This window comes from Elizabethkingia occulta, from assembly GCF_002023715.1.
Classification (GTDB): Bacteria; Bacteroidota; Bacteroidia; order Flavobacteriales; family Weeksellaceae; genus Elizabethkingia; species Elizabethkingia occulta.
Window position 1 is genome coordinate 125,977 of record NZ_MAHX01000005.1, and the last position, 24,225, is coordinate 150,201.

A 24,225-nucleotide genomic window follows, 5' to 3' on the forward strand; every position below is an offset into this window, starting at 1 on the left:
CAAATCTTTATGAAAAGAAGAATAAAACATGTTACCGTTCTTGGTTCTGGGATTATGGGATCCGGTATTGCTGCACATTTTGCCAACATTGGTGTAGAAGTGTTGCTTCTGGATATTGTACCCAACCAGCTTACTGATGCGGAAACAGCTAAAGGTCTTACATTAGAAGACAAAGCGGTTCGTAACAGAATTGCTTCCGAAAGTTTACAAAAACTTCCTAAAGCAAGTCCTGCACTACTCTATTCTCCAAAGTTTGTAAGCAGAATTACTGCAGGAAACTTCGATGACGATTTAGAGAAAATAAAAAATACTGACTGGATTATAGAGGTTGTTGTAGAGCGCCTTGACATTAAGAAGTCTGTATACGAAAAGATTGAGAAATACAGAAAACCGGGAACTTTAGTATCTTCTAATACTTCTGGTATTCCTATTCATTTCCTTATTGAAGGAAGAAGCGATGATTTTAAAAAATACTTCGCAGGAACGCACTTCTTTAACCCGGTAAGATATTTACCACTTTTAGAGATTATTCCTACTCCGGAAACAGATCCTGATATTGTAGATTTCTATATGGAATATGGTGCTAAATTCTTGGGAAAAACTACAGTTTTAGCAAAAGATACCCCAGCGTTTATCGCTAACAGAATTGGTACTTTTGGTATTATGAATTTATTCCATTCTGTGAAAAAGCTTGGCTTAACAGTTGGTGAAATTGATAAATTAACAGGACCAGTTATTGGACGTCCAAAATCTGCAACATTCCGTACTGCGGATGTAGTAGGTCTGGATACATTAGTACACGTAGCTAACGGAATCTATGGCAGTGGTGCAGAATCAGATACTTTCAAAGATCAATTTGTTCTACCTGATTTTGTACAATACATGATAGACAACAAGTTATTGGGATCTAAAACTGATGCTGGTTTCTTTAAAAAAGTAAAAAATGCTGATGGTAAGTCAGAAATCTTAGGTCTTAATCTTGAGACTCTACAATACGAACCACAAGGAAAATCAAGCTTCCCTACTCTGGAATTAACAAAGACTATTGACCGTCCTATCGATCGTTTCAAAGTACTAATTGGCGGAAAAGATAAGGCTGGTGAATTCTACAGACAAATGCTGGGAGCCTTATTTGCTTATGCTTCTAATAAGGTTCCAGAAATTTCTGATGAAATCTATAAAATTGATGATGCTCTACGCGCAGGATTTGGATGGGAAAATGGTCCTTTCGAAATATGGGATGCAGTAGGCGTTCAGAAAGGTATAGAACTGGCTAAAGAAGCTGGATATGAAGTATCTGACTGGGTGAAAAATATGGCTGAAGGTACAAGCTTCTACAAAATCAATGATGAAGGACAAAAAACTTTCTTCAACGAGAAAGCTAACCAGTACGCTAATATCCCTGGACAAGATGCATTCATTATTTTAGATAATATCAGAAAAAACAAGACTCTTTGGAGTAATTCCGGTTCTGCAATTGAGGATCTGGGAGATGGTATTATCAACTTCGAGATTCGTTCTAAAATGAACTCTCTTGGAGGTGAAGTATTAGACGGATTAAACAGAGCAATTGATTTAGCTGAAAAAGATTACAATGGATTAGTAATCGGTAATCAGGCTGCTAACTTCTCGGTTGGGGCCAACCTTGCTATGATCCTTATGATGGCTGTAGACCAGGATTGGGATGATCTGAATATGGCTATTAACTATTTCCAACAATCTATGATGAGAGTACGTTACTCTTCTATTCCTGTTGTTGTGGCACCTCATGGTATGACTTTGGGTGGTGGTTGCGAAATGACGATGCATGCAGACAGAGTTGTGGCAGCAGCAGAAACTTATATCGGACTTGTTGAGTTTGGTGTTGGTGTAATCCCTGGAGGTGGTGGTTCCAAAGAACTTACTGTAAGAACAATGAAAGAAGTAATTGCGGACGATGTTAAAACAAACAGATTACGTGATGCCTTTATGAATATTGCCATGGCTAAAGTTGCAACTTCTGCATACGAAGCTTATGATATGGGTATTTTACAAAAACATAAAGATATAGTTGTTGTAAATAAAAACCGTCAGATTGCTGAAGCCAAACAAGTTGCTTTACAATTAGCTGAGCAAGGATACACACAGCCTATCAAAGAGAAAGTAAAAGTACTTGGACAGGATGCTTTGGGTATGTTCTATGTAGGAACAGACCAGATGTTGGCTGGAAGATATATTTCTGAGCACGATAAAAAAATAGCTGATAAGTTAGGTTTTGTAATGGCCGGAGGTAATCTTTCTGAAGCTACAGATGTATCTGAACAATACTTACTAAATCTTGAAAGAGAAGCTTTCTTATCGCTTTGTGGTGAAAGAAAAACTCTGGAAAGAATTCAGTACATGTTACAAAACGGAAAACCTCTTCGTAATTAGAAGTTAGAAGCAAGATATTAGAAGTTAGATGAAAGCTCATAGGTTACAAGATCTACAGATTTGGCAAAAATCTATTTTATTAGTTAAGGAAGTTTATCTCTTAACAGAGAATTTGCCGGCTGATGAAAAATATGGTCTTGTCTCTCAAATAAAAAGATGTGCAGTATCTATCCCTTCAAATATCGCTGAAGGAGCCGGAAGAAATAATTCAAAAGAATTTTATCAATTTTTAGGAATAGCCCAAGGGTCAAGCTACGAACTTGAAACACAGTTGATTCTTTTAATTGAATTGAAATTTATAGAAGAAATTAAAATTTCACCGCTTCTACAAAACCTAACTGAAATTCAGAAGATGATCTATAAGTTTAAAACAAATTTAATCGATGGTTAGACTCATCTCTAACCTCTAAATTCTAACTTCTAAATTATGAAACAAGCATATATAGTTGCAGGATACAGATCAGCGGTTGGTAAAGCTCCGAAAGGTTCACTCCGCTTTACAAGACCAGATGTAATGGCTGCAACAGTTATTGAAAAATTAGTGGGTGATTTCCCACAACTAGATAAAGACAGAATAGATGACCTTATCGTTGGTAATGCAATGCCAGAAGCAGAGCAAGGACTTAACGTAGCACGTCTTATTTCTCTTATGGGGCTTAACACCGATAAAGTACCGGGTGTTACAGTAAACAGATATTGTGCATCAGGATCAGAAGCTATTGCATTAGCATCTGCAAAAATCCAGACTGGTATGGCAGATTGTATTATTGCAGGGGGTACTGAATCTATGAGCTATATTCCTATGGGTGGATACAAACCGGTTCCGGAATCTCATATGGCAAAAGATCATCCTGATTACTATTGGGGAATGGGCTATACTGCCGAAGCTGTGGCAAAAGAATACAATATTTCCAGAGAAGAGCAAGATCAGTTTGCATTCGAGTCTCACCAGAAAGCTTTAAAAGCAATCGCAGAAGGCAGATTTGCAAATCAAATAGCTTCCATTCCTGTAGAGTATACTTTTCTGGATGAAAACCAAAAAACGCAGACTAAGAAATTTGATTTCTCTGTGGATGAAGGACCAAGAAAGGATACTTCTCTTGAAGGTTTGGCAAAATTAAAACCTGTTTTTGCTAATGGAGGATCTGTGACTGCAGGTAACTCTTCACAGATGTCAGATGGTGCTGCATTTGTTTTGGTAGTATCAGAAGAATTTCTGAAAGAATTTAACCTTACCCCAATTGCGAGATTAGCATCTTATGCAGCGGCAGGTGTACCGCCAAGAATTATGGGAATAGGACCTATCTATGCTATTCCTAAAGCGTTGAAACAGGCAGGACTTTCTCTTAATGATATTGATTTGATAGAGCTTAATGAAGCTTTTGCTTCTCAGTCTGTAGCTATTAAGAAAGAATTAGGATTGAATCCTGATATTCTTAATGTAAACGGAGGTGCTATTGCACTGGGACACCCGCTAGGTTGTACAGGAACAAAACTGACAGTACAACTTTTGGATGAAATGAGAAAAAGAGGTAATAAATATGGTTTAGTTTCTATGTGTGTAGGTACAGGACAAGGAGCTGCCTCAGTTTTTGAATTATTATAAAATTTTAGATTTTAAATTCTAAATTTTAGTTGAAATGAGTTTCAAAGAAGATAACTTAATTCAGAATAAAACATTTGAATTTGCATTAGAGATTATCAAGTTTTATGAAATTTGTAAATCTCAAAATGAATTTATTCTGGCAAAGCAAATTCTTCGTTGCGGAACTTCCATTGGTGCTAATGTAGAAGAAGCGATAGCAGCTCAAAGTAAAAAAGATTTTATTTCTAAGCTTTCTATTGCAAATAAAGAGGCTTGAGAAACAAAATACTGGGTAAGGCTTTATGAGTCATCAAATCTGGTTCAGTTTAACTTAGATTTTTATTTAAAAGAAATTGAAAGCATTATTAATATTTTAACTAAGATTATTAAAACATCATCTGAAAATTTATAAACAGAATCTCACTTAAAATATAAAATCTATAACTTAAAATTAATCAAACACATGGCAAATACTAAAGGAGGAGAATTCCTAATAAAAGATATTGAAGCAAAGGATATTTTCAGTATCGAAGAATTAAACGAGGATCAAAAAATGATGCGTGATTCCGCTAAGGAATTTATCGATCGTGAAGTAGTTCCGAACAGAGAACGTTTTGAGAAAAAAGATTATGCATATACTGAAGAAGTAATGCGTAAGATTGGTGAAATGGGCTTTTTAGGAATTGCTGTTCCTGAAGCTTACGGTGGTCTCGGAATGGGTTTTGTAACAACTGTAATGGCTTGTGACTATCTTTCAGGAGCTACAGGTTCATTGGCTACAGCTTATGGTGCACACACTGGTATTGGTACTTTGCCGGTAGTTCTTTACGGAACTGAAGCGCAAAAACAAAAATACCTTCCGGATCTGGCAACTGGTAACCATTTTGGTGCTTACTGCCTTACTGAGCCAGATGCTGGTTCAGATGCTAATTCAGGAAAAACTAAAGCTAAACTTTCTGAAGATGGTAAGCATTACATCATCAACGGACAGAAAATGTGGATCTCTAACGCAGGATTTGCCGAGACTTTCACATTATTTGCAAAAATAGATGATGACAAAAATATTACAGGTTTTGTTATTAATAAATCTGAATTAGAAAATCCGGATAGCTTAACGTTTGGTGAAGAAGAACACAAATTAGGTATTCGCGCCTCTTCTACTCGTCAGGTATTCTTCAATGATATGAAAGTTCCTGTGGAGAATCTTTTAGGAGAAAGAAATAACGGGTTCAAGATCGCTTTAAATGCATTGAACGTTGGACGTATTAAGCTTGCTGCGGCTTGTCTGGATGCTCAAAGACGTATAATGAATCATTCCATAAACTATGCTAACGAAAGAAAACAGTTCGGTGTTTCGATCTCCACTTTTGGCGCAATCAGAAAGAAAATTGCTGAAATGGCTACTGGTACTTTCGTAAGTGAAGCTGGTACTTACCGTGCAGCTAAGGACATCGAAGATAAAATTGAAGAATTAGTAGCAGGCGGATTGGATCACCAACAAGCAGAATTAAAAGGTGTAGAAGAATTTGCTGTAGAATGCTCAATCCTTAAAACTTATGTATCCGATCTTGCTCAGCATACTGCAGATGAGGGTATTCAGGTTTATGGTGGTATGGGCTTCTCTGAAGATACACCAATGGAAGCAGCATGGAGAGATTCCAGAATTTCCAGAATCTATGAAGGAACTAACGAAATCAACCGTCTTCTTTCTGTAGGAATGCTTATTAAGCGTGCGATGAAAGGTGAATTAGACTTGCTTTCTCCAGCAATGGCTGTAGGAAAAGAATTGATGGGAATTCCTTCGTTCGAAACGCCAGACTATTCAGCTTATATGTCTGAAGAAAAAGCAATTATCCATAACCTTAAAAAGGTATTCTTAATGGTTTCAGGATCTGCACTTCAGAAATACATGACTGAGATTGAGAAACAACAGCACTTATTACTAAATGCTTCTGAAATTCTGAACCAGATTTATATGGCAGAATCAGCAATTTTAAGAGCTGAGAAACATTTTGCTGAAGGTAGCGTAGAAGCTGCAATGGCAAGACTAAACTTATACAAAGCTGTAGAAAAGATTAATGTTGCGGCTAAAGAAGGAATTATTTCTTTCGCAGAAGGCGACGAACAGCGTATGATGCTTTCAGGTCTTAGAAGATTTACAAAGTATACAAACCATCCAAACGTAGTGAAGTTAACTGAAGAAGTTGCTGCACACTTTGTTAATAAAGGATCTTACTAGGATTTAATAATCACAAATAGTTTTTTTAGCGCCTCACTTTTGTGAGGCGTTTTTTTGTCTGTTAAAATATATTATATGTCTCTATCGAGATGAGTCATTTCCAATATTAATTTAACAATACATCTTTTCAAAACCCTTATTTAGATTTATAAAATCCTGATCAAATAACTATCTTTGGATACAAATTCTAGTTTTTATGATATCAAAAATCCGGACTGTTGCAGTATTGAGTATAGCTATTACCCTGCAGACACTTTCTGCTCAGGAAAAACAACCTCAATCTCCACAAGAATGGGAAATTTATAAAAATTATTATTTGATTTATTCCTTCCGGAATAATACATCCCTATTTCAGGAACTGCATAAAGATCCTGCTGTACAAACAATGCTAAATGATAGAAATAAGAGATTTGAAACTGGGAAAGACTGCCCTACTACCGATTGTCTTATTGATGCTTTAAAATGGAAAGAGTCCGAAATTACTGCTCTTAATAATAAATTTCAGGACCTTTTTGCCAGAAACAAAAGCTTTCAGAGTTTTATAGAACATACACTATATCCATCCCGGAAATATTCAAAGTCTGAATCTCTGAATCCTAAAGAATATCTCCAAAAGGCTTTATTACAGGACCTAAAAGCGATGAATAATGTTATTGATATTTATGGTGCCGGTAAGAAACCTAATTACCCGGATATAGATTCTATTTCTTTTAATGTAAAAGATAAAAACTATATTGAGCTATTAAGAAATGTGCGGTTTGATGTAGCTGCTGATACAGAAAAGAATGCTTTCGACCAGACATTGTTATCTGCTATCCGTCTGCTGGAAGTAAATGAACGTTGGGATGCAGCTATGTTAGAGCCTCTGACCAAGACCGAAAATAAAGAAGCTTATAACAAAGTAAAGAAAACTGATTTTTCCAAATACCCTTATGCATCTTTACTTATTTTAGGGGCAGGTCCGCAAGTCTATGGACAGAAAATAAGCCCGATGGGAATGTTGAGATCCAGGCAGGCATTGAGGGCATATCAGAAAGGATTAGCGCCATTTATTATCGTTTCCGGAGGACGTGTTCACCCTTTTAAAACACAATATACAGAGGCAGTGGAAATGAAACGTTATATGGTAGAAGTTCTTGGAATTCCTGCATCTGCAATTATTATAGACCCTTTTGCCAGACATACAACAACCAATGTAAGGAATGCCGGGCGTATGCTCATAGATTATGGTTTTCCAAAAGACAAATGGTCTTTAGTATCCAGTAGTAAAACCCACATTGATTACGTTGAGAAAGCAATGGATAAACGCAGCATAAAAGAACTGGGTACTGTTCCTTATATTGTTGGTAAACGAATCGATGATCTGTTGTTGGAATATAAACCTACTCCAGACGCGTTCTTAATTAATCCGGCCGAACCTCTGGATCCGTAATTATAGAAAAAGTTAATCTTAGTTAAAGTAGAATCTCTAATACTTGTTTTTTATAATTTTGATCAAAACAAAAGTTATGAACAAGGTTTTTATTACAACTGCTATTTTATTAACAGGTTTGGTTTTTTCTCAGGCAAAGAAGAGTGACTCTCTCCTTTCAAAAAATAAAACATCATCAAAAAACTTTTATAAGAATGTTGATTCTGCATCTGCCAGTAAATATAAAATTTTGAATTCTGTGCCTAAAGAAAAGAATAAATATCATATTCTGAAAAAAGATGAGAAGCCAGCTTATAAATTTACTCCTACACCACAAACGCGATTATTGCCCAAGCCTGAAAAAAAAGAAAATAAATAAAAATTCATTTTCAAAAAAAAAGCCGATTTATTAAATTTGCCCTCTACTTTCTAAATAATTTATGACAAAAGAGGAACAGTTGCATCGTGCCATTAAGATTGCTGTAAAAGCACATAAAGGGCAAAAAGATAAGTATGATGCTCCATATATAGATCATGTTTTAAGAGTTTCTAATCTTGGTAAAACATTAGACGAAAAAATCGTTGGAGCTCTACATGATGTTGTAGAAGATTCAGAGATTACATTGGCGGATTTAGCATACGAAGGTTTTCCACCCCATATTGTAGAGGCTGTAAGATGTATTACCAAAACAGATGATGAAGAAGATTATAATATTCTGATTCAACGTATAGAAACAAGTCCTCTCGCAATAGCTGTAAAAATCAATGATCTGACAGATAATATGGATCTGAAAAGAATGCCGAGATTACTTACTGAGAGAGACCTGAAAAGATTTAATAAATACATTAAATATTACCGCTATTTAACGGATAAATATTAAAATATCAAGCAAACAGGAAAAGAGGTCTGATAACGACCTCTTTTCCTGTTTATATATACTTAATATTATATAGATTTTTCATTTATGGCACTCACCTTTTATTCATTATCTAGAAGATTTTTTAATAAATAGATTTTTTGATATTTGAATATTTTTTTACATTTGCATTACTGGTTATATAATTAGTTATTTTAATGCATTGGTAATGAAAATATTCGAAAAAACGGGAAAAATGGCATTAGGCAGTAGACTACGCCTACTTACAGCAAGAATGGCTGACGATGCCGATAAAATTTATGAAATATATAAAAATGACTTTTCGGCAAAGTGGTTGCCAGCCTTTTATACACTGGTAGAAGAAGGTCCTTTGACTATAACAGAAATTGCAGAATATATAGGACACTCCCAGCCTTCCGCAACTAAGACAATTAAAGAAATGATAAAGGCGGGTTTGTGTGAAAATTTGAAAACTGAAGACAAGCGCAGAAACTTAGTAGGCCTTACAAATAAAGGAAGGTCTCTTTCCTCTCAGCTTCAGGATCAGTATAGAGATATAGACGCCGCAGTGGAAAATATGATTAATGAAGCCAATTATAACCTTTGGGAAGCTGTAAAAGAATGGGAATACCTCTTGGAAAAAAGAACTTTATTGCAAAGAGTACTGGATCAGAAGAAAGCCAGAGAAGCTAAAGATGTACAAGTTGTTCCTTATGAAAAGAAGTATAAAAAGGTTTTTAGAGCGTTGAATGAAGAATGGATTTCCAATTATTTTGTAATGGAAGAAGCTGATTACAAAGCTTTGGATAATCCCGAAGAATATATTCTGGATAAAGGCGGGCGGATATTCGTTGCATTATACAAAGGCGAGCCTGTAGGTGTTTGTGCACTTATCAAAATGTTTGATGACGAGTATGATTACGAAATGGCAAAAATGGCTGTATCTCCTAAAGCCCAGGGAAAACATATTGGCTTATTACTCGGGAAAGCTATCATAAATGCGGCAAGAAAGGCCGGAGCTAAAAATCTTTATCTTGAAAGCAATACAATCCTAAAACCTGCCATTACTTTATATGAAAAATTAGGTTTTAAAAGAATTGTCGGACGTCCAAGTCCTTATGAGCGTGCTAATATTCAGATGGCGCTTGATCTGGTAAATATTCCTGAAAGTCAAGATTAAAATGTAATACCTCTACCCTTTTATAATTTACCATATAAAAAACTGCATCAGCATATTGATGCAGTTTTTTATGGCTAACTTTAAAAATATATCAACAATGTTTGAATAATATATTGACATAGAGTATATTGCTGTACAATGATCTACTTTTGAGGTAGTTACTTTTTATTTTTCTTGAAATTATTATTATCTTAACAGCAAAGTTAATGTATGATGCAGTCTTTACCACAGATTTCGGACACTTACAAAAAGGAAGTCCGGAAATCAGTATTATCTATTATTCTATTTTTTACGGTTTACTTTATCCTGATCTTAGTATCTCTGGCGATATTACTTGCTGTTATTTCTCTGGCAATTTCGTTTCTGAAGAACTTTAAAATAGGCTTTTGGACAATTCTTATTGCCGGGGCAATGATTGGTATGGGCGGAATTGTTTTTGTATTCCTGATTAAGTTTTTGTTCTCCGTCTCCAAAGATAATTATGAAAAAATTCGGATTACAAAGGAACAAGAACCTGCTTTATTCCAACTGATAGAAGAAACCTACCAGCAAGTTGGCGCACCAGCACCAAAGCATGTTTTTCTTACCACAGATGTTAATGCTTTTGTAAGTTACGATTCCAGCTTCTGGAGTATGTTTTTACCGGTAAAGAAGAATCTTACGATAGGTCTGGGACTCATCAATTCAACAACGGTAAGTGAACTTAAGTCTATTCTTGCACATGAGTTCGGCCATTTTTCTCAAAGAAGTATGAAGGTTGGAAGTTATACCAATCAGGCACAGAAAATGTTATACGATATGCTCTATAACAACGAGAAGTTTTTCAAAAATATAAGCGGGTTTGCAGGAGTTCATGCTATTTTCTACTTGTTTGTTATGATAGCAGTTTATTTTATCCGTGGTATACAATGGATATTGGCCAGATTATTTGATTTCTTATTCTCAAAGCATTTATCACTTAGCCGCCAGATGGAATTCAATGCAGATGCTATCGCAGCCCATGTTGTAGGATCCAGAGTTTCAGCAGAATCATTACTCAGACTGAGCTTGTCCGAAATGGCATTTACAAAACCCCTCAACTTCTTTTATGCTCATAATAAAACTTATTACACCGATAATCTATATGCGGATCAGACTGTATTGATGGACTTTTATGCTGAGGAATACAGCCACAAACTTGTGAATCAGCTTCCACTGGTTACATTAGAAGAGTCCGAAAAATACAACTTGTCTAAACTGGAAATAGAAGATAAATGGTCGTCGCACCCTTCTATAAAAGATCGTGTACAGGCTATAGAAAAAGAAAATATTCCTTCGGTAGATATCAATAATAATTTGGCAAAAACATTGCTCAATAACTTTGATAGTTATGCTGAAGCTCTTACAGATAAGCTTTACAGTATTAACGGGATGGATAAAAAAGCTGAAAAAATAAGTGCTGAAGGTTTTTTGGAGCTCTTTCAAAAAGAGCATCAGAATTACAGTTTTCCTAAGATATTCAACGGTTATTACACCAATCATAATCCGGTAGATATTAATATCGATAATATTGCTGAAAATACTACTTCAATTGAAGAATTATACAATGACAAAAAAGTGGCATTAGTATATGAAAAAATAGCTTTAGAGAAAGATATCAATACCCTGAAATCAATAGTTGACAAGAGTATTAAAGTAAAACTCTTCGACTATGATGGACAGAAATATGAAAGAAAAGAAGCCAAAAATTTTATCCCGCGATTAGAAGGCAGACTTAAAGAAGTTGGTGACTCTATTAAAGGAAATGATCAGGCCATATATCAGCATTTTTATAATAAAGCCATCAGAGAAAATAGGCAGGAGGAATATCTTGATTCCTATAAAGACCTCCTGATTGCAGAACAAGAGTTTGAGCAATATGTGAAAAGCCTCAACGAGTTCCTTCCATTTATACATTTCATGTCACAAACACTGGAAGTAGATGTTATTAAAGTGCATTGTTCAAAATTATTGGAGGTTCAGAAAACCTTCAAAGAAGAAGTACGAAAGCTAAAAGAAGAATCTGTATTCAGTAAACATTTGGAGGATAAAGACTTGGAAGCATTAACTAAATTTAATGACAATAACCAGACTTATTTTGAGTTTAATACTTACCAGTCGGATCATATTACCCAACTAAATACTGCGATAGATTCTTATTACAACAGTATATACGACGGTTATTTTAAAGTTAAAAAAATATTACTGGATCTACAGGAAGCAATTGAGGCTTAGATTTTCATCATATAATAATTAATCAAGTATGGCAATACCAAATTTCCCAAAGAATTTTTCTCAGAAGGTTATCTTAACTCCCAAAGATCATTTTGAAGCAGACAGAGACGCTTTTCCGAATAATAAAACTCCCAAAGCTATTATTTTCTGTTATGAAGAATACATTATGGAGTATGTGAAGTCTAATTATAAAGTTAGTTCGGGTCGATTTTGGACAGCCGAGATTATAATGCTTCAGGATGAATATGAAGGTATAGCTATAGTCGGGGATTTTGGTATAGGAGGCCCGGCAAGTACTCATTTGCTTGAGATACTTATTGCGCAGGGAATTGAAAATTATATTATGATAGGTCATGCTGGCGGATTACAGAAAGACAGACCTGCTGGCTCTGTTATTCTTTGTGAAAAAGCAGTACGGGATGAAGGTGTATCTTATCATTACCTCGCCAGTGATATGTACGCTTATGCATCTGAGAAAATGACTAATGCCTTGCAAGCCTCATTAGAAAATATGAATATATCCTATAAAAACGGTAGTACATGGACTATAGATTCCATGTACCGTGAAACAATAGATGAGATTAAATACTATGGTGGATTGGGAATAGATACTGTTGAAATGGAAGCCGCTTCCATGTTTGCAGTTGGTCAGTTCAGAAATGTATCTGTAGGAGCTTTATTTGTTATCAGTGATATTGTTGCATTAGAAGAATGGGACGAGCATCTTCATTCTGATGGTACGCAGCAATCCATTATACAGACTTTTGTTGTCGCTATAGACACACTTCGGGGAATGGATTAACTTTTTTGTATAAACTGAATCCGGCATATTTCAGGTTTTCAATAAAAAACACCTCACAGATCTTTATAGTCAGGGAGGTGTTTTATCTATAAAGAACTGTAAGGAATATAGTTATTCCTCAGTATCTCCAAATCTGTATTCGTTTTCTAAATAATCTGCGGTAGAATTTTCTATAGTATACTCGCCTATCTTAGTTCTGCGAAGTTGCGTTAAATATGCACCAACACCAAGCTCCTTTCCTATATCATGAGCAAGGGAACGGATATAAGTCCCTTTGGAACATCCAACATAAAATGAAATAAATGGTAAATTGATTTCTATCCTGTCAATATAATGGACTGTTGTTTTTCGGATCTTTATATCCACTTCCTGACCTGCACGGGCAAGATCATAAGCCCTTTTACCGTCAACTTTCAAAGCTGAAAAAATAGGTGGTTTCTGATCGATTTCGCCAAGGAATTTTTTTAAAGCATCCTGTATATTTGCTTCTGTGATTCCGGAGATATCCTGAGGCAGAATTTCCGGTTTCTCTGTATCATAAGATTCTGTTTGTACACCAATCTTTATTTCAGCCCAGTATTCTTTGGATGCATCCTGAATTTGCGGAATTTGTTTTGTTGCTTTTCCTGTGCAGATCACCAACAGTCCGGTTGCTCTTGGATCAAGAGTTCCGGCATGCCCTACTTTTACCTTTTTCAGATTAAACTCACGCCTTAACTTCCATTTTATTTTATTTACAGCATTAAAGGATGTCCAGTCCAATGGTTTGTCTACTAATAATATCTGTCCTGCCTGTATGTCTTCTGCTGTAAATTTCATTTGTTGGTATAATATAAAAAATAAAAGGAAAATTGACATTTTCCTTTTAATATGATGTTTGCAAAAATAGTAATTATTTTACGGAGTAAAAATAAATAAGTAAAGCTAAACCGATAACGATACGATAAATACCCCAGAATCTGAATCCGTATTTATTCAGTAATGCTATAAAAGATTTGATAGCAATAAGTGCTGTAATAAATGCGATAACGTTTCCGATAAGGAAAAGGAAAAGATTATCATGAGAACTAAGCAGCATTTCGTATCCTTTGGTAGCCTGTGCTGTTCCTTCTCCCCAAGTCTTTACAAAAATAGAGTAAACTGTTACAGCAAGCATAGTTGGTACAGCTAAGAAAAAAGAAAACTCAGCGGCTGCTTTTCTGGAAAGTCCCTGTGTCATACCCCCGATAATAGAAGCTGCACTACGGCTGGTTCCCGGCATCATTGCCAGACACTGCCAGAAGCCAATAGTTAAAGCCTTTTTTATAGTTACTTCTTTCTCATCCAATACTGTAGGATTTTTGAACCAGTTGTCTACAAAAAGCAATACTACTCCACCCAATACCAGTACTGTTGATATAGCGATTTGATTGCCTAAAACAGCTTCGATTTTATCATCGAATAATTTTCCAAGGATTAAAGCCGGAATAACGGCAATGGCCAATTTGATATAGAAATTAAGGTTTTTGAAGTCAAAAAACTTTTTCCAGTAAGCTACAACAACTGCTAAAATAGCACCGAACTGAATTGAAACCTGAAACATTTTAAGAAATTCAGTTTCTTCCATTCCCATAAGGTTTGCTGCAAACCCCATATGTGCTGTAGATGAAATCGGTAAAAATTCGGTAAGTCCTTCTACAATAGCTAAAATAATCGCCTGAATAGTATCCATTAGTCTTTTTTACGAATTAAGATGGCATAAATTTCAATAACAAAACCTGCAATAACAAGGAAAGGCGCAATTCTGATTCTGCGAATTGAATTGATTCCTTCATTCCAATAGTTAGGGTCGTATTTACCATCAGGTGTGGTATTAGCATCTGGTCCCATCATCAAAAAGAAACCTACAATAATACAAGCCAACCCGATAAGCATAAATTTGAAATTTTTCTTACCAAAGTAAAAAGTGTTCTCCTGCGTTGAATCAGTTGATACGATATTTTGATTTTTTTTGCTCATTCTTAAGAATAATATAAAGTGTCGATTCTACTTCTCAGGAATCTCCAGGTTGCAAAAATAGTACTTAAAACAGTAATTAATACTCCTACTCCCAGAACTAGAATGATAAGATAAACGAATTTGGTCTGATCGGTAATAAATACAGATCCAATCTCAGTAGTGAAGTAATACCATCCTGCAAAAAGAACAGTTAAACCAATTACAGCTCCTATAAGGCCAAGGATAATAGCTTCCTTAATAAAAGGCATCAGGATAAAGCGGCGCTGTGCACCTACCAGCTGCATGGTTTTAATGGTAAATCTCTTAGAGAATATTTTTAGACGGATAGAGTTATTAATCAGTACAATTGCAACAACTAGGAAGATAATAGAGAATGCAAGAATCCATGTTAAGATCCTGTTCAGGTTATTGTAAACGTCAATTGTAAGACTGCTGTCGTTTTTAACCTCTTTAATCCCTTGTACCTGAGATAACTGCTTTACAACACCGTTAATCTTAGCAGGATCTACAAATTCAGGCTTTAAAGCAACTTCTACAGATGCAGGGAAAATGTTCTCTTCAAAAAGAGCATCACTGTCGATTCCTAAACTTTTCTTAGCTTCTTTTGCAGCCTGATCCTTAGTAATAAATGTAGCTTTTTTTACAAATGGTAACTTCTGAACGGCTTCAAAAGTTTCCTGATTTAATTTTGCAATTTTAGTACTGTCTTTAACATCCAGATGCTCGTCGAAATAAGCATTTACTACCAATTGCTCCTTAATATAGTCAGAGTATTTCTGGGCATTAATTAAAATTAAACCAAAAAGACCAATTAAAAATAAAACCAGCGCAATACTAATTACAACAGTTATGTTGCTGGATCTGAGTCTTTTCTTATTAAAATCGTCTACACTTTTTGCCATTCAAGATTAATTTTCTGCTAAAATAGAAAAAAACTTCCGAAATTTGCACCTGACAGAGGAAAAATGAATGTTAATTAAATCCTAAAACTCAATTGAAAGTAACAGCTAAAAAACACCTTGGACAGCATTTCTTAACCGATGAAAACATCGCATCCAAAATTGCAAATGGTTTATCCGGAGACGGATACGATGTCGTTCTGGAAGTTGGTCCGGGTATGGGAGTACTGACCAAATATTTACTAGATAAGGAACAGGAAACTTTTGTTGCCGAAATTGATCAGGAATCGGTAGCCTATCTGAAGCTTCATTATCCAAAACTTGAAAATCATATCCTGAATGACTTTCTGAAACTTGATATCCCTCAACATTTTGATGGTCAGGTTGCTGTGATTGGTAATTTCCCATACAATATCTCTTCTCAGATTTTATTTAAGATTATTGACAATTACGAACGTATTCCGGAAATGACAGGGATGTTTCAGAAAGAAGTTGCAGAACGTACTGCAGCTGTGCCCAGAACAAAAGATTACGGAATATTGTCGGTAATGGTTCAGGCATATTATGATGTGAAATATCTTTTTACTGTACATGAAAATGTCTTTAATCCCCCACCAAAGGTAAAGTCCGGAGTTATAAGTCTTGTAAGAAATCCTAAAGAAGGACTGGAAGGGAACGAAGTTTTGTTTAAGCAAATTGTAAAAGCAGGATTCAATCAGCGCCGGAAAACACTTCGTAATTCATGGAAAGTTTTGGGAATCCCTGAGGTCTTGTCGGATCATGAATTCATGAGTAAACGTGCTGAAGAACTTAGCGTACAGGATTTTATCTATATTACAAAGCTTTGGAAAGAGAATAAATAATTTTTGAAGCAGTTATTTTATCTGTATTTATCATTTAATAAAATAGAACTCTGGTAGAATTTTAAATTTACCAGAGTTTTTTATTGTAGGCATAGGTTAATAATTGAAATAAAACTTTTATCTTTAATCTTTATTAATTCTTTAATGGATGTAATGATAAATAAGGAGAAACGTAGTAATCCTGCTTTTTGGATAACAAGTTTATATTTTGCTATGGGGTTGCCCTTTGTTGCTATTTCGGTAGCATCGTCTATAATGTACAAGAGTATGGGGATCCCTGATAAAAGCATCGCTTTCTGGACTTCTCTTATTATGCTTCCCTGGACTATAAAGCCACTCTGGAGTCCTGTACTGGAAATGTTTAAAACCAAAAAGTATTTTGTAGTCTTTACAGAAATATTTACAGCTGTTTGTTTTGGCCTGGTCTGCATTTCGTTATCACTACCTCATTATTTTGCTTATTCTATAGCTATATTTTCATTAATGGCTTTTAGCGGCGCTACACACGATATTGCAGGTGACGGACTGTATATGGATACACTAGACTCTACGAAACAATCCCGTTATATCGGCTGGCAGGGAGCAGCCTATAATGTGGCAAAGGTTTTTACCAGCGGACTTATTATTTATTTAGCCGGTGTTCTGGAGAAAACAATGGGTGTAACTCCAGGATGGACTGTTATTATGCTTATTTATGGCGGAATTATGCTCCTTATAGGTCTGTTTAATATAAGACAGCTTCCTTCCGGAAAGGTACGTGAATTTGCAGATATTACACTTAAAGACCGTTTTAAAGAGCTGTTATTTATTTTTAAGAACTTCTTTACAAAGAAGCATATATTCTACTATATCTGTTTTATTATTTTGTACCGCTTTGCAGAAGGCTTTGCTGTGAAGATAGTACCGCTTTTTCTAAAAGCAAATCGTAGTGAAGGCGGATTAGGGCTTTCCACAAAAGAAATAGGCCTTGTATATGGTACTGCGGGAGCTATCGCATTTATTGCAGGATCTCTTATTTCTGGTTTGTATGTATCCAAAAGAGGGCTCAAAAAGTCTTTATTTACTTTATGCTGTGTGTTCAATTTCCCCTATGTTGTTTACGTGTTTTTAGCCTGCTGGCAGCCTGAAAATGTTTACCTGATTACATTGGGAATTGTAGTTGAATATTTTGGTTATGGATTCGGATTTGTAGGAATTATGCTGTTTATGATGCAGCAAATTGCTCCGGAAAAATATAAAATGGCTAATTATGCTTTTGGTACGGGGATTATGAACCTTGGAGTAATGCTGCCGGGAATGCTGAGTGGTTATATCAGTGATATGGTTGGATACAAACATTTCTTTATTTTTGTACTGATTGCTACAATACCGGCACTATTGATTACTTATTTCGTGCCTTTTACTTATGATGAAACTTCTAAAAATATAACAAATTAAAATACAGATAATTATATGTCGACAAAAATAGAAATTCCGTGGCAGGAAAGACCTGAAAACTGTACAGATGTAATGTGGAGATATAGTAATAATCCCATTATAGGACGCTATCATATTCCCAGTTCAAACAGTATTTTTAATAGTGCAGTTGTGCCGTTTGAAGATGGTTTTGCCGGAGTATTCAGATGCGATAACAAGGCTGTGCAGATGAATATATTTGCAGGTTTTAGTAAGGATGGCATTAATTGGGATATTAATCATGACCCAATTGTAATGCAGGCGGGTAATACACAAATGATAGAGTCTGATTACAAATATGACCCAAGAGTAACTTTTATTGAAGATCGCTATTGGATTACCTGGTGCAATGGTTATCATGGACCAACAATAGGAATTGCATATACTTTTGACTTTAAAGAATTTTTCCAGTGCGAAAATGCTTTTCTTCCGTTCAACAGAAATGGTGTGCTTTTTCCGGAAAAGATTAACGGCAGATACGCTATGCTCAGCAGGCCTAGTGATAACGGGCATACACCATTCGGAGATATTTATATAAGTTTCAGTCCGGATATGAAATATTGGGGAGAGCATCGTAATGTAATGAAAGTAGCTCCATTCCAGGATAGTGCATGGCAGTGTACAAAAATTGGTGCTGGTACAGTACCTTTCCTTACCAAAGAAGGATGGTTAATGTTTTATCATGGTGTAATTAATACTTGTAATGGTTTCCGTTATTCCATGGGAGCGGCTATTTTAGACAAGAACAATCCGGATAAAGTTCTTTATCGCAGTAAAGATTACCTCCTGGCTCCTGCTGCTGGTTATGAACTTGCAGGCGACGTCCCGAATGTAGTTTTCCCATGTGCTGCATTACAGGATGGTGAAAAAGTATGTGTCTATTATGGTGCAGCAGATACTGTTGTATCTGTAGCTTTTGGATATATCGATGAGATTATTGAATCGATCAAGAAAAACAGCTTATAATACTTGTTAGATATAAGTTTATAATACTTTAAATAAAAAAGAGAGGCAAAATGCCTCTCTTTCATTTTTCGAAAAGTTGTTCTTTTATTTTTTTAAGACAGTAATCAGTTCGCTCTCTTTTTTCAGCATGGTATCCCATATTTGTTTGAAAGCAACATAATAGTCTTTAGGATAATTGCTGCTTGCTACAATCGTTGAAGTTTTTATATTAATCTTGTTTTTATCCTGAGAAACCTCATAAGTATAAGAGATTTCTTTGTCTTCTGTAACTATTCTTTTAGATTTTGGAAGGTTTTCTACAACATAGCCCTCCGGAATAGTAAGAGAAACATTTTTAATCTTTTCGTAGCCTGTTAAAAGCTCAATAGGCATTGTTCTTTCTCCTTTCTGATCAAACGGATTTTTTTCAGTATTTAAGAATAATAATGGATTAATAATAAACTTATTCCCTACTGCGTCTACCATATTATCGGCTGTGAAATTGAATGTTGTTTCAAAATCATTATTAGGTAACAGTTCTGTTTTAATATCAGTAAACGGAAATTTGTAACGATCTTTATAATATGATTTCTGGTAATCTTCCTTGTCATCTTCATAGCGCTCATTATTGACCATGGAATATAAAGAAGTGTCTTTGTCGGAAAAGCTGCCTTTAATTGTCCCATCCGGATTAAGTGTAGCATTTACTGTTAAAAATGTTTTACTACTATTTTCATTCTCCAGATTTACTTCCTTTACCTCTTTGTCTTTCATAATAAATCCTCTGTAATTATATATTTTAGGAGGTAATACATTGATAAGGGATTGTTTGTTAGAAGCATCCAAAATGTAAAGCTTTCCATCTATTTCGGAACAAGCTATAACATAATTAAGACTGTTGATAGAAGGATTATAGCTGATAAAACCATTGTTGATAGTAGACAGAACTAATGGATTGGTTGTAATACCTGCTTCCCGAAGCATCTTTACAAGAGTCAGGTTAATATCTCCGACATTTCCGATTTTTGTTTTAATAAGGTTATTACTTCCATTATCTGAAGTAAAGTCATGTGTACGGTCCCACTTAAAGCTTTTTTGAGCAAGAGCAAGTACCTTTTTTGCTTTCTCCATTTGATCTTTTTCAGCTATTATATCAGCAGGAATAAAGCCTGAAGGAAGCTTCTTTTTCAGCTCTCTGCCGAAATCATCACGCTCATATAGTTGCTTTCGGATATCTTCCCAACTCATCGCATAGTTTTTAACTTCTCCATTTCTATAAGCTACAGAGTTTAGCTCAGCAGAAACTTTAGTTTTATAGTTGTCACTATTCAGCACATATTCTTCTTCTTCAAATGGTTTAAGGTTTTCAAATCCGAAACGGTATGTTCTGCCTTCTACTCCATACAAGAATTCTTCAGCAATGTGCCTGTTTTTAGGAGTTAAACTACCTGTATAATTGATATTATAACCAAAGTATTTCGGCATATCAAATACATATTCTGTGTAGACTACAGGAATATCCTTTTCAATTGTTGTTGTTGGAACATACCAGAAAAATGGCGATATTCTTTTGTATTTAAATTCCAGTACAGAACCATTTTTTACATTAGGAAATGTAAATTTGGAAACCTCGTAGTTTTTACTCTCTTTTGATTTAAACTTATCTTCTTTTTCTACTTTGTCAGCTTCAACTTTTCCGTTGACAAAATTATAAGTCGTTCCTTTTAGAGCAGTAAGTATTTCTGCATCAGATGATTTTGTAGATTTATATAGATTCAGTTCTACTGTGAGATAATCTTTTGCTTTATTTTTATCATAGATCTTTACCTGGCTGTAGACTTCCTGATTCAGCATATTGCTGCTTGGGTCTATGAAGTAATGTACTGAGCGATATAAAATTTCAGCACCGGCATTCGGGTCGATGGCTGATTTTTCTTTTTTCATATCATTTTCAGATACTTTAGGATAGTTCAGAAACTTATCTTTTTGAGCATAGCTCATTGTGAAAATCCCTGAACAAGCAAGTAAAATTAGTTTATTCATTAATATCTAGTTTTTAGTAATTAGCATTTTAGAATTGTCCGCGCTGACAATTTTTTTACGGAATGCGAGATAATCTGCAAACTGTTCTTTTGGGTAGCTTCCTCTGTTAATTGTAATTTGTCGTTTAATGATAATCTGGTTTTTATCATTAGTAACTGCCTTCAAGGAATAGTTTCCATAAACAGAGTTTATAGACTGTGATTGTGGTATTTCTGATATTTTATATCCAGCAGGAATATTATATGTGATTTCATAGTCATCGGCATAAGCAAATGCATTTTCAAAAGGCAATTTTCGCTCTTCAGTATTATTAATGGATGTTAATTCATTGAAAGGAATTGCCCGGAAAAGTAAATCCTGACCGATCTTTTTTGAATAATTTTTTGCCTGATAATCAAAATCGAATGACATTACTGCATCGTTGCGGTTGTTTTTGAAATTGTTAATGCTTGCTGTTTCGTAATTCAGTTCACTAAATCTGTCCTTTAAAGCATCAGAAGCTTCTTTATTACTCTGCCCATCTAATGACAAGTACATATCGTATTGCCAACCTGTAAGACTAAAATTAGATTTACCATTAACACCTCCTTCACTATTGACTGTTATTTCAGCTTTCATGATGCTTTTGTTTTTACTGGCATCATATACAGGGGTTTTTATAATCTTTATTCCATTCTCATCTACAGCTAAAACATTTCTTGCAGTAGTTGAATAGCTTAAATGGTTAAATGCGGTTTTTTGTGACGTGTTTTCTAACCAGATGTTGTCTTTTTCCGTTGGAATCATTAAAATAGCATGATTACCACCCATTTTTGGAAAATCTTCATCAAAATTTATAACACTATCGTCACTGTTTATAATGGCATAATAAGATTTTATTCCGGCAGCATCCAAAAGTGTTTTCATATAATTGGATAATGCCTTACAGTCACCATAACTTTTTTTACGGACATCATCTGCTGACATAGGTTGCCAGCCACCTATTCCAATTGCAACGGCTATATAGCGGGTCTTATTCTGCATATATTGATAGAGGCTTCTTACTTTATCTTCGGTGCTCCCCTGAAGATTGAGTGCTACAATTTCTTTTTTCAAATCTTCTGTGAGAACAGACGATGGTTGAAGAAGATTGCTATAATACCATTTCCCAAAACTGTTCCAGTCTTTAAAATCTCCTTTCTTCCCTTCAAGGCTGAACTGATCGAGTGAAAATTGCACTTTGGGCAGTATTTGATCCAAATCCGGAGACTTTACTTCATTTTCAACGGCCGGAACATTTGTAAAGGTATAGCTAATGATGTCATTAATTTTTTGTTCTGAAGGGGTTGCAATAAAGCTTGGATTAACCTTAGTTCTTAAATTAATACCAGAAGTATTTTTGATATTAATTGTAGCCTTTTCTAAAGATATTTTATAGGAGTGAAATGGTATAAAACTCGGGAAAAATATTGTATTACTGGTATTCACAGTATATTCTGCAACTACAGTATACGGAAAGGTAGAGTCTTCGGGAGTTAGGAATAATACTCTGTCATCAGTATACAGAACAAAATTTTGACCATGGCTGTAATCTTTAAAATCGGATTTTGAATAAGTTTTAATCTGTTTGCCATTTTCATCCAGTATGCTGACTTTTATTTGGCTGGGCCTGGATAATTTATCATAAGGAATAGTTATATAAGCAAGCTCAGCTCCACTCTGGTTAAGAACAGTTGTGGCTTTCGAGTACTTTATTTCCATCTGATCGATGGATTTTATTGTAATATCCTGCTGGTCCTTTCTGATGACAGCGTTTGCTTTCTTTTTCAATTCATCTTTTATATTGCCTACGGCATACTCTTGTCCATATAAGGCAGAGATACAGAGGATTGTGAAAGGCAGAAAATAATTTTTCGGCATAAAAATAATTTCGATAAAAATAAACAAATAACAAACTGGAATGATTAAAATTTATCAATATCCTGTGAGATAATTTTATTCCGGATATAATGTATTTATTTACAGAACCATTTTATAAAATTTATCTGCTTTGTAATTTAAATTTTAGTGTCATATTGTCTTAGCTTAATCCGTGGTATAGAAGTTGATTTAATCAATTGAAATAATTATATTTGTATTTAATCAAAATAACGAAATGGAACAAAACACTTACGAACCAAGGACAATTCAGGTAGTGCCTGAAGAGCTGAAAGCAAGTCAGGCGAAGTACATGTCGAACGTTTATGGATGGATGTCACTGGCTTTAGTGGTAACTGGTTTAATTGCTTATTTAGTATCTGAAAGCCCTGCTCTTATCAATGCAATAATTTTAAATAAACTTCTTTTCTATGGATTAATCTTTGCTGAACTAGGTTTGGTAATCTGGTTGTCTACCAGAATTGCTAAAATGTCTGTTGCAACTGCTATTACAGCATTTATGGGATATGCTGTATTAAATGGTCTTACATTATCTGTAATCTTCTTAGCCTATACGCTTACATCAATTACATCGACTTTCTTTATTACTGCAGGTACATTTGCTGTAATGAGTGTTTACGGATATGTTACCAAGTCAGACCTTACTAAGGTTGGTAAAATTTTAATGATGCTTTTAGTAGGTATAATCATTGCTTCTATAGTAAATATATTCTTAAAGAGTCCAATGATCGCTTGGATTACAACTTACATTGGTGTTGCAGTTTTTGTAGGACTTATTGCTTATGATACTCAGAAAATTAAGAACTATTTCCTTGAACTAAACGGAGATGAATCCTTAATGGGAAGAATGGCTATTATGGGAGCTTTAACGCTTTATTTAGACTTTATCAACCTGTTCTTATTCCTTCTAAGATTATTTGGAGGCGGAAGAAGCAACGACTAAGACATCGTCAAAATATAAAAATTTAAACCGGAAGATTATTCTTCCGGTTTTTTTTATGCTTGGTTTATTTTTTTATTCTGGATTAAGATTTTATTATGAAGTTGATATCTGTTAAATCATTATTTAGAATTATATTCTTAATTTTTGTTTATTTTCGTTATATAACCAAAATATATTTAAAATTTAATCATAATTTAAATATGAATATAATAAAGTAAATTATAACAAAATATATTTTTAGATATTAAAATATATAATAATTAAAATATAACATTAAATAATGATTTATTTTTACAATATTTAGATATTTTAATATTTTAAATAATATATAATATTCATTTGATTATATTTTATTAAAAATTTATTTTTTTATTTAATTAAAAAAGTACATATTTGAAATAG

General features: G+C 34.5%; 21 protein-coding genes. 15 read left to right on the forward strand and 6 right to left on the reverse strand.

What is annotated here, in order from left to right; genetic code table 11:
• The first annotated feature begins 9 nt into the window (after positions 1-9).
• The 11 genes from BAZ10_RS02765 to BAZ10_RS02815 all read left to right on the forward strand — a co-directional run bounded on the left by BAZ10_RS02765 (position 10) and on the right by BAZ10_RS02815 (position 12,760).
• Complete coding sequence (locus tag BAZ10_RS02765) at positions 10-2,412, forward strand: 3-hydroxyacyl-CoA dehydrogenase/enoyl-CoA hydratase family protein (protein ID WP_078770744.1); 2,403 nt, start codon at positions 10-12, stop codon at positions 2,410-2,412.
• A 28-nt stretch (positions 2,413-2,440) separates the two neighbouring features.
• Positions 2,441-2,803, forward strand: a complete 363-nt coding sequence (locus tag BAZ10_RS02770; RefSeq protein ID WP_078770745.1) for a four helix bundle protein — start codon at positions 2,441-2,443, stop codon at positions 2,801-2,803.
• A gap of 36 nt (positions 2,804-2,839) precedes the next feature.
• Positions 2,840-4,018, forward strand: coding sequence for an acetyl-CoA C-acyltransferase (locus BAZ10_RS02775; protein ID WP_078770746.1), 1,179 nt, complete (start codon positions 2,840-2,842; stop codon positions 4,016-4,018).
• A gap of 34 nt (positions 4,019-4,052) precedes the next feature.
• Positions 4,053-4,274, forward strand: coding sequence for a four helix bundle protein (locus BAZ10_RS19420; RefSeq protein WP_221405757.1), 222 nt, complete (start codon positions 4,053-4,055; stop codon positions 4,272-4,274).
• A 186-nt stretch (positions 4,275-4,460) separates the two neighbouring features.
• Complete coding sequence (locus BAZ10_RS02785) at positions 4,461-6,236, forward strand: acyl-CoA dehydrogenase family protein (protein WP_078770747.1); 1,776 nt, start codon at positions 4,461-4,463, stop codon at positions 6,234-6,236.
• 196 nt (positions 6,237-6,432) lie between these two features.
• The gene (locus BAZ10_RS02790; protein WP_078770748.1) at positions 6,433-7,668 is read left to right on the forward strand and encodes a YdcF family protein; all 1,236 of its coding nucleotides are present in this window, start codon (positions 6,433-6,435) and stop codon (positions 7,666-7,668) included.
• Positions 7,669-7,744: 76 nt separating this feature from the next.
• Positions 7,745-8,026 carry a hypothetical protein gene (locus BAZ10_RS02795; protein WP_078770749.1) on the forward strand — a complete coding sequence of 94 codons (282 nt, stop codon included), beginning with the start codon at positions 7,745-7,747 and terminating at the stop codon, positions 8,024-8,026.
• A 61-nt stretch (positions 8,027-8,087) separates the two neighbouring features.
• Positions 8,088-8,528: an HD domain-containing protein gene (locus BAZ10_RS02800; RefSeq protein ID WP_078770750.1), complete on the forward strand. Its 441-nt coding sequence runs from the start codon at positions 8,088-8,090 to the stop codon at positions 8,526-8,528.
• Positions 8,529-8,733: 205 nt separating this feature from the next.
• Positions 8,734-9,705, forward strand: coding sequence for a bifunctional helix-turn-helix transcriptional regulator/GNAT family N-acetyltransferase (locus BAZ10_RS02805; RefSeq protein ID WP_078770941.1), 972 nt, complete (start codon positions 8,734-8,736; stop codon positions 9,703-9,705).
• A gap of 210 nt (positions 9,706-9,915) precedes the next feature.
• Positions 9,916-11,958 carry a M48 family metalloprotease gene (locus tag BAZ10_RS02810; protein ID WP_078770751.1) on the forward strand — a complete coding sequence of 681 codons (2,043 nt, stop codon included), beginning with the start codon at positions 9,916-9,918 and terminating at the stop codon, positions 11,956-11,958.
• A gap of 28 nt (positions 11,959-11,986) precedes the next feature.
• Entirely contained in the window at positions 11,987-12,760 is a 774-nt protein-coding gene (locus tag BAZ10_RS02815; RefSeq protein ID WP_078770752.1) for a nucleoside phosphorylase, read from the forward strand.
• A 111-nt stretch (positions 12,761-12,871) separates the two neighbouring features.
• Here BAZ10_RS02815 and truB read toward each other — a convergent pair whose 3' ends face one another.
• The 4 genes from truB to BAZ10_RS02835 form a co-directional block, all read right to left on the reverse strand.
• Positions 12,872-13,579, reverse strand: coding sequence for a tRNA pseudouridine(55) synthase TruB (gene truB / locus BAZ10_RS02820; protein WP_078770942.1), 708 nt, complete (start codon positions 13,577-13,579; stop codon positions 12,872-12,874).
• A gap of 73 nt (positions 13,580-13,652) precedes the next feature.
• Positions 13,653-14,471 carry an undecaprenyl-diphosphate phosphatase gene (locus tag BAZ10_RS02825; protein WP_078770753.1) on the reverse strand — a complete coding sequence of 273 codons (819 nt, stop codon included), beginning with the start codon at positions 14,469-14,471 and terminating at the stop codon, positions 13,653-13,655.
• Positions 14,471-14,758 carry a DUF3098 domain-containing protein gene (locus tag BAZ10_RS02830; RefSeq protein ID WP_059154016.1) on the reverse strand — a complete coding sequence of 96 codons (288 nt, stop codon included), beginning with the start codon at positions 14,756-14,758 and terminating at the stop codon, positions 14,471-14,473. The genes BAZ10_RS02825 and BAZ10_RS02830 overlap by 1 nt, the downstream gene beginning before the upstream one ends.
• A gap of 2 nt (positions 14,759-14,760) precedes the next feature.
• Positions 14,761-15,660, reverse strand: coding sequence for a cell division protein FtsX (locus BAZ10_RS02835; RefSeq protein ID WP_078770754.1), 900 nt, complete (start codon positions 15,658-15,660; stop codon positions 14,761-14,763).
• Positions 15,661-15,752: 92 nt separating this feature from the next.
• Here BAZ10_RS02835 and rsmA point away from each other — a divergent pair, with 92 nt between their 5' ends.
• The 3 genes from rsmA to BAZ10_RS02850 all read left to right on the forward strand — a co-directional run bounded on the left by rsmA (position 15,753) and on the right by BAZ10_RS02850 (position 18,941).
• Entirely contained in the window at positions 15,753-16,520 is a 768-nt protein-coding gene (rsmA, locus tag BAZ10_RS02840) for a 16S rRNA (adenine(1518)-N(6)/adenine(1519)-N(6))-dimethyltransferase RsmA (protein WP_078770755.1), read from the forward strand.
• 144 nt (positions 16,521-16,664) lie between these two features.
• On the forward strand, positions 16,665-17,957 hold the full coding sequence (locus tag BAZ10_RS02845; RefSeq protein ID WP_078770756.1) for an MFS transporter: 1,293 nt from the start codon (positions 16,665-16,667) through the stop codon (positions 17,955-17,957).
• A 15-nt stretch (positions 17,958-17,972) separates the two neighbouring features.
• A complete protein-coding gene (locus BAZ10_RS02850) occupies positions 17,973-18,941 on the forward strand; it encodes a glycoside hydrolase family 130 protein (RefSeq protein ID WP_078770757.1) in 969 nt (322 codons plus the stop codon).
• Positions 18,942-19,025: 84 nt separating this feature from the next.
• Here the strand turns inward: BAZ10_RS02850 and BAZ10_RS02855 are convergent, their stop codons facing one another.
• Both BAZ10_RS02855 and BAZ10_RS02860 read right to left on the reverse strand, forming a co-directional pair.
• Positions 19,026-20,963 carry a DUF3857 domain-containing protein gene (locus BAZ10_RS02855; protein ID WP_078770758.1) on the reverse strand — a complete coding sequence of 646 codons (1,938 nt, stop codon included), beginning with the start codon at positions 20,961-20,963 and terminating at the stop codon, positions 19,026-19,028.
• A 6-nt stretch (positions 20,964-20,969) separates the two neighbouring features.
• The gene (locus BAZ10_RS02860) at positions 20,970-22,862 is read right to left on the reverse strand and encodes a DUF3857 domain-containing protein (protein ID WP_078770759.1); all 1,893 of its coding nucleotides are present in this window, start codon (positions 22,860-22,862) and stop codon (positions 20,970-20,972) included.
• Between the two features lie 235 nt (positions 22,863-23,097).
• Between BAZ10_RS02860 and BAZ10_RS02865 the strand changes: the two genes are divergently transcribed.
• Positions 23,098-23,823, forward strand: a complete 726-nt coding sequence (locus BAZ10_RS02865; RefSeq protein WP_078770760.1) for a Bax inhibitor-1/YccA family protein — start codon at positions 23,098-23,100, stop codon at positions 23,821-23,823.
• Positions 23,824-24,225: the final 402 nt, after the last annotated feature.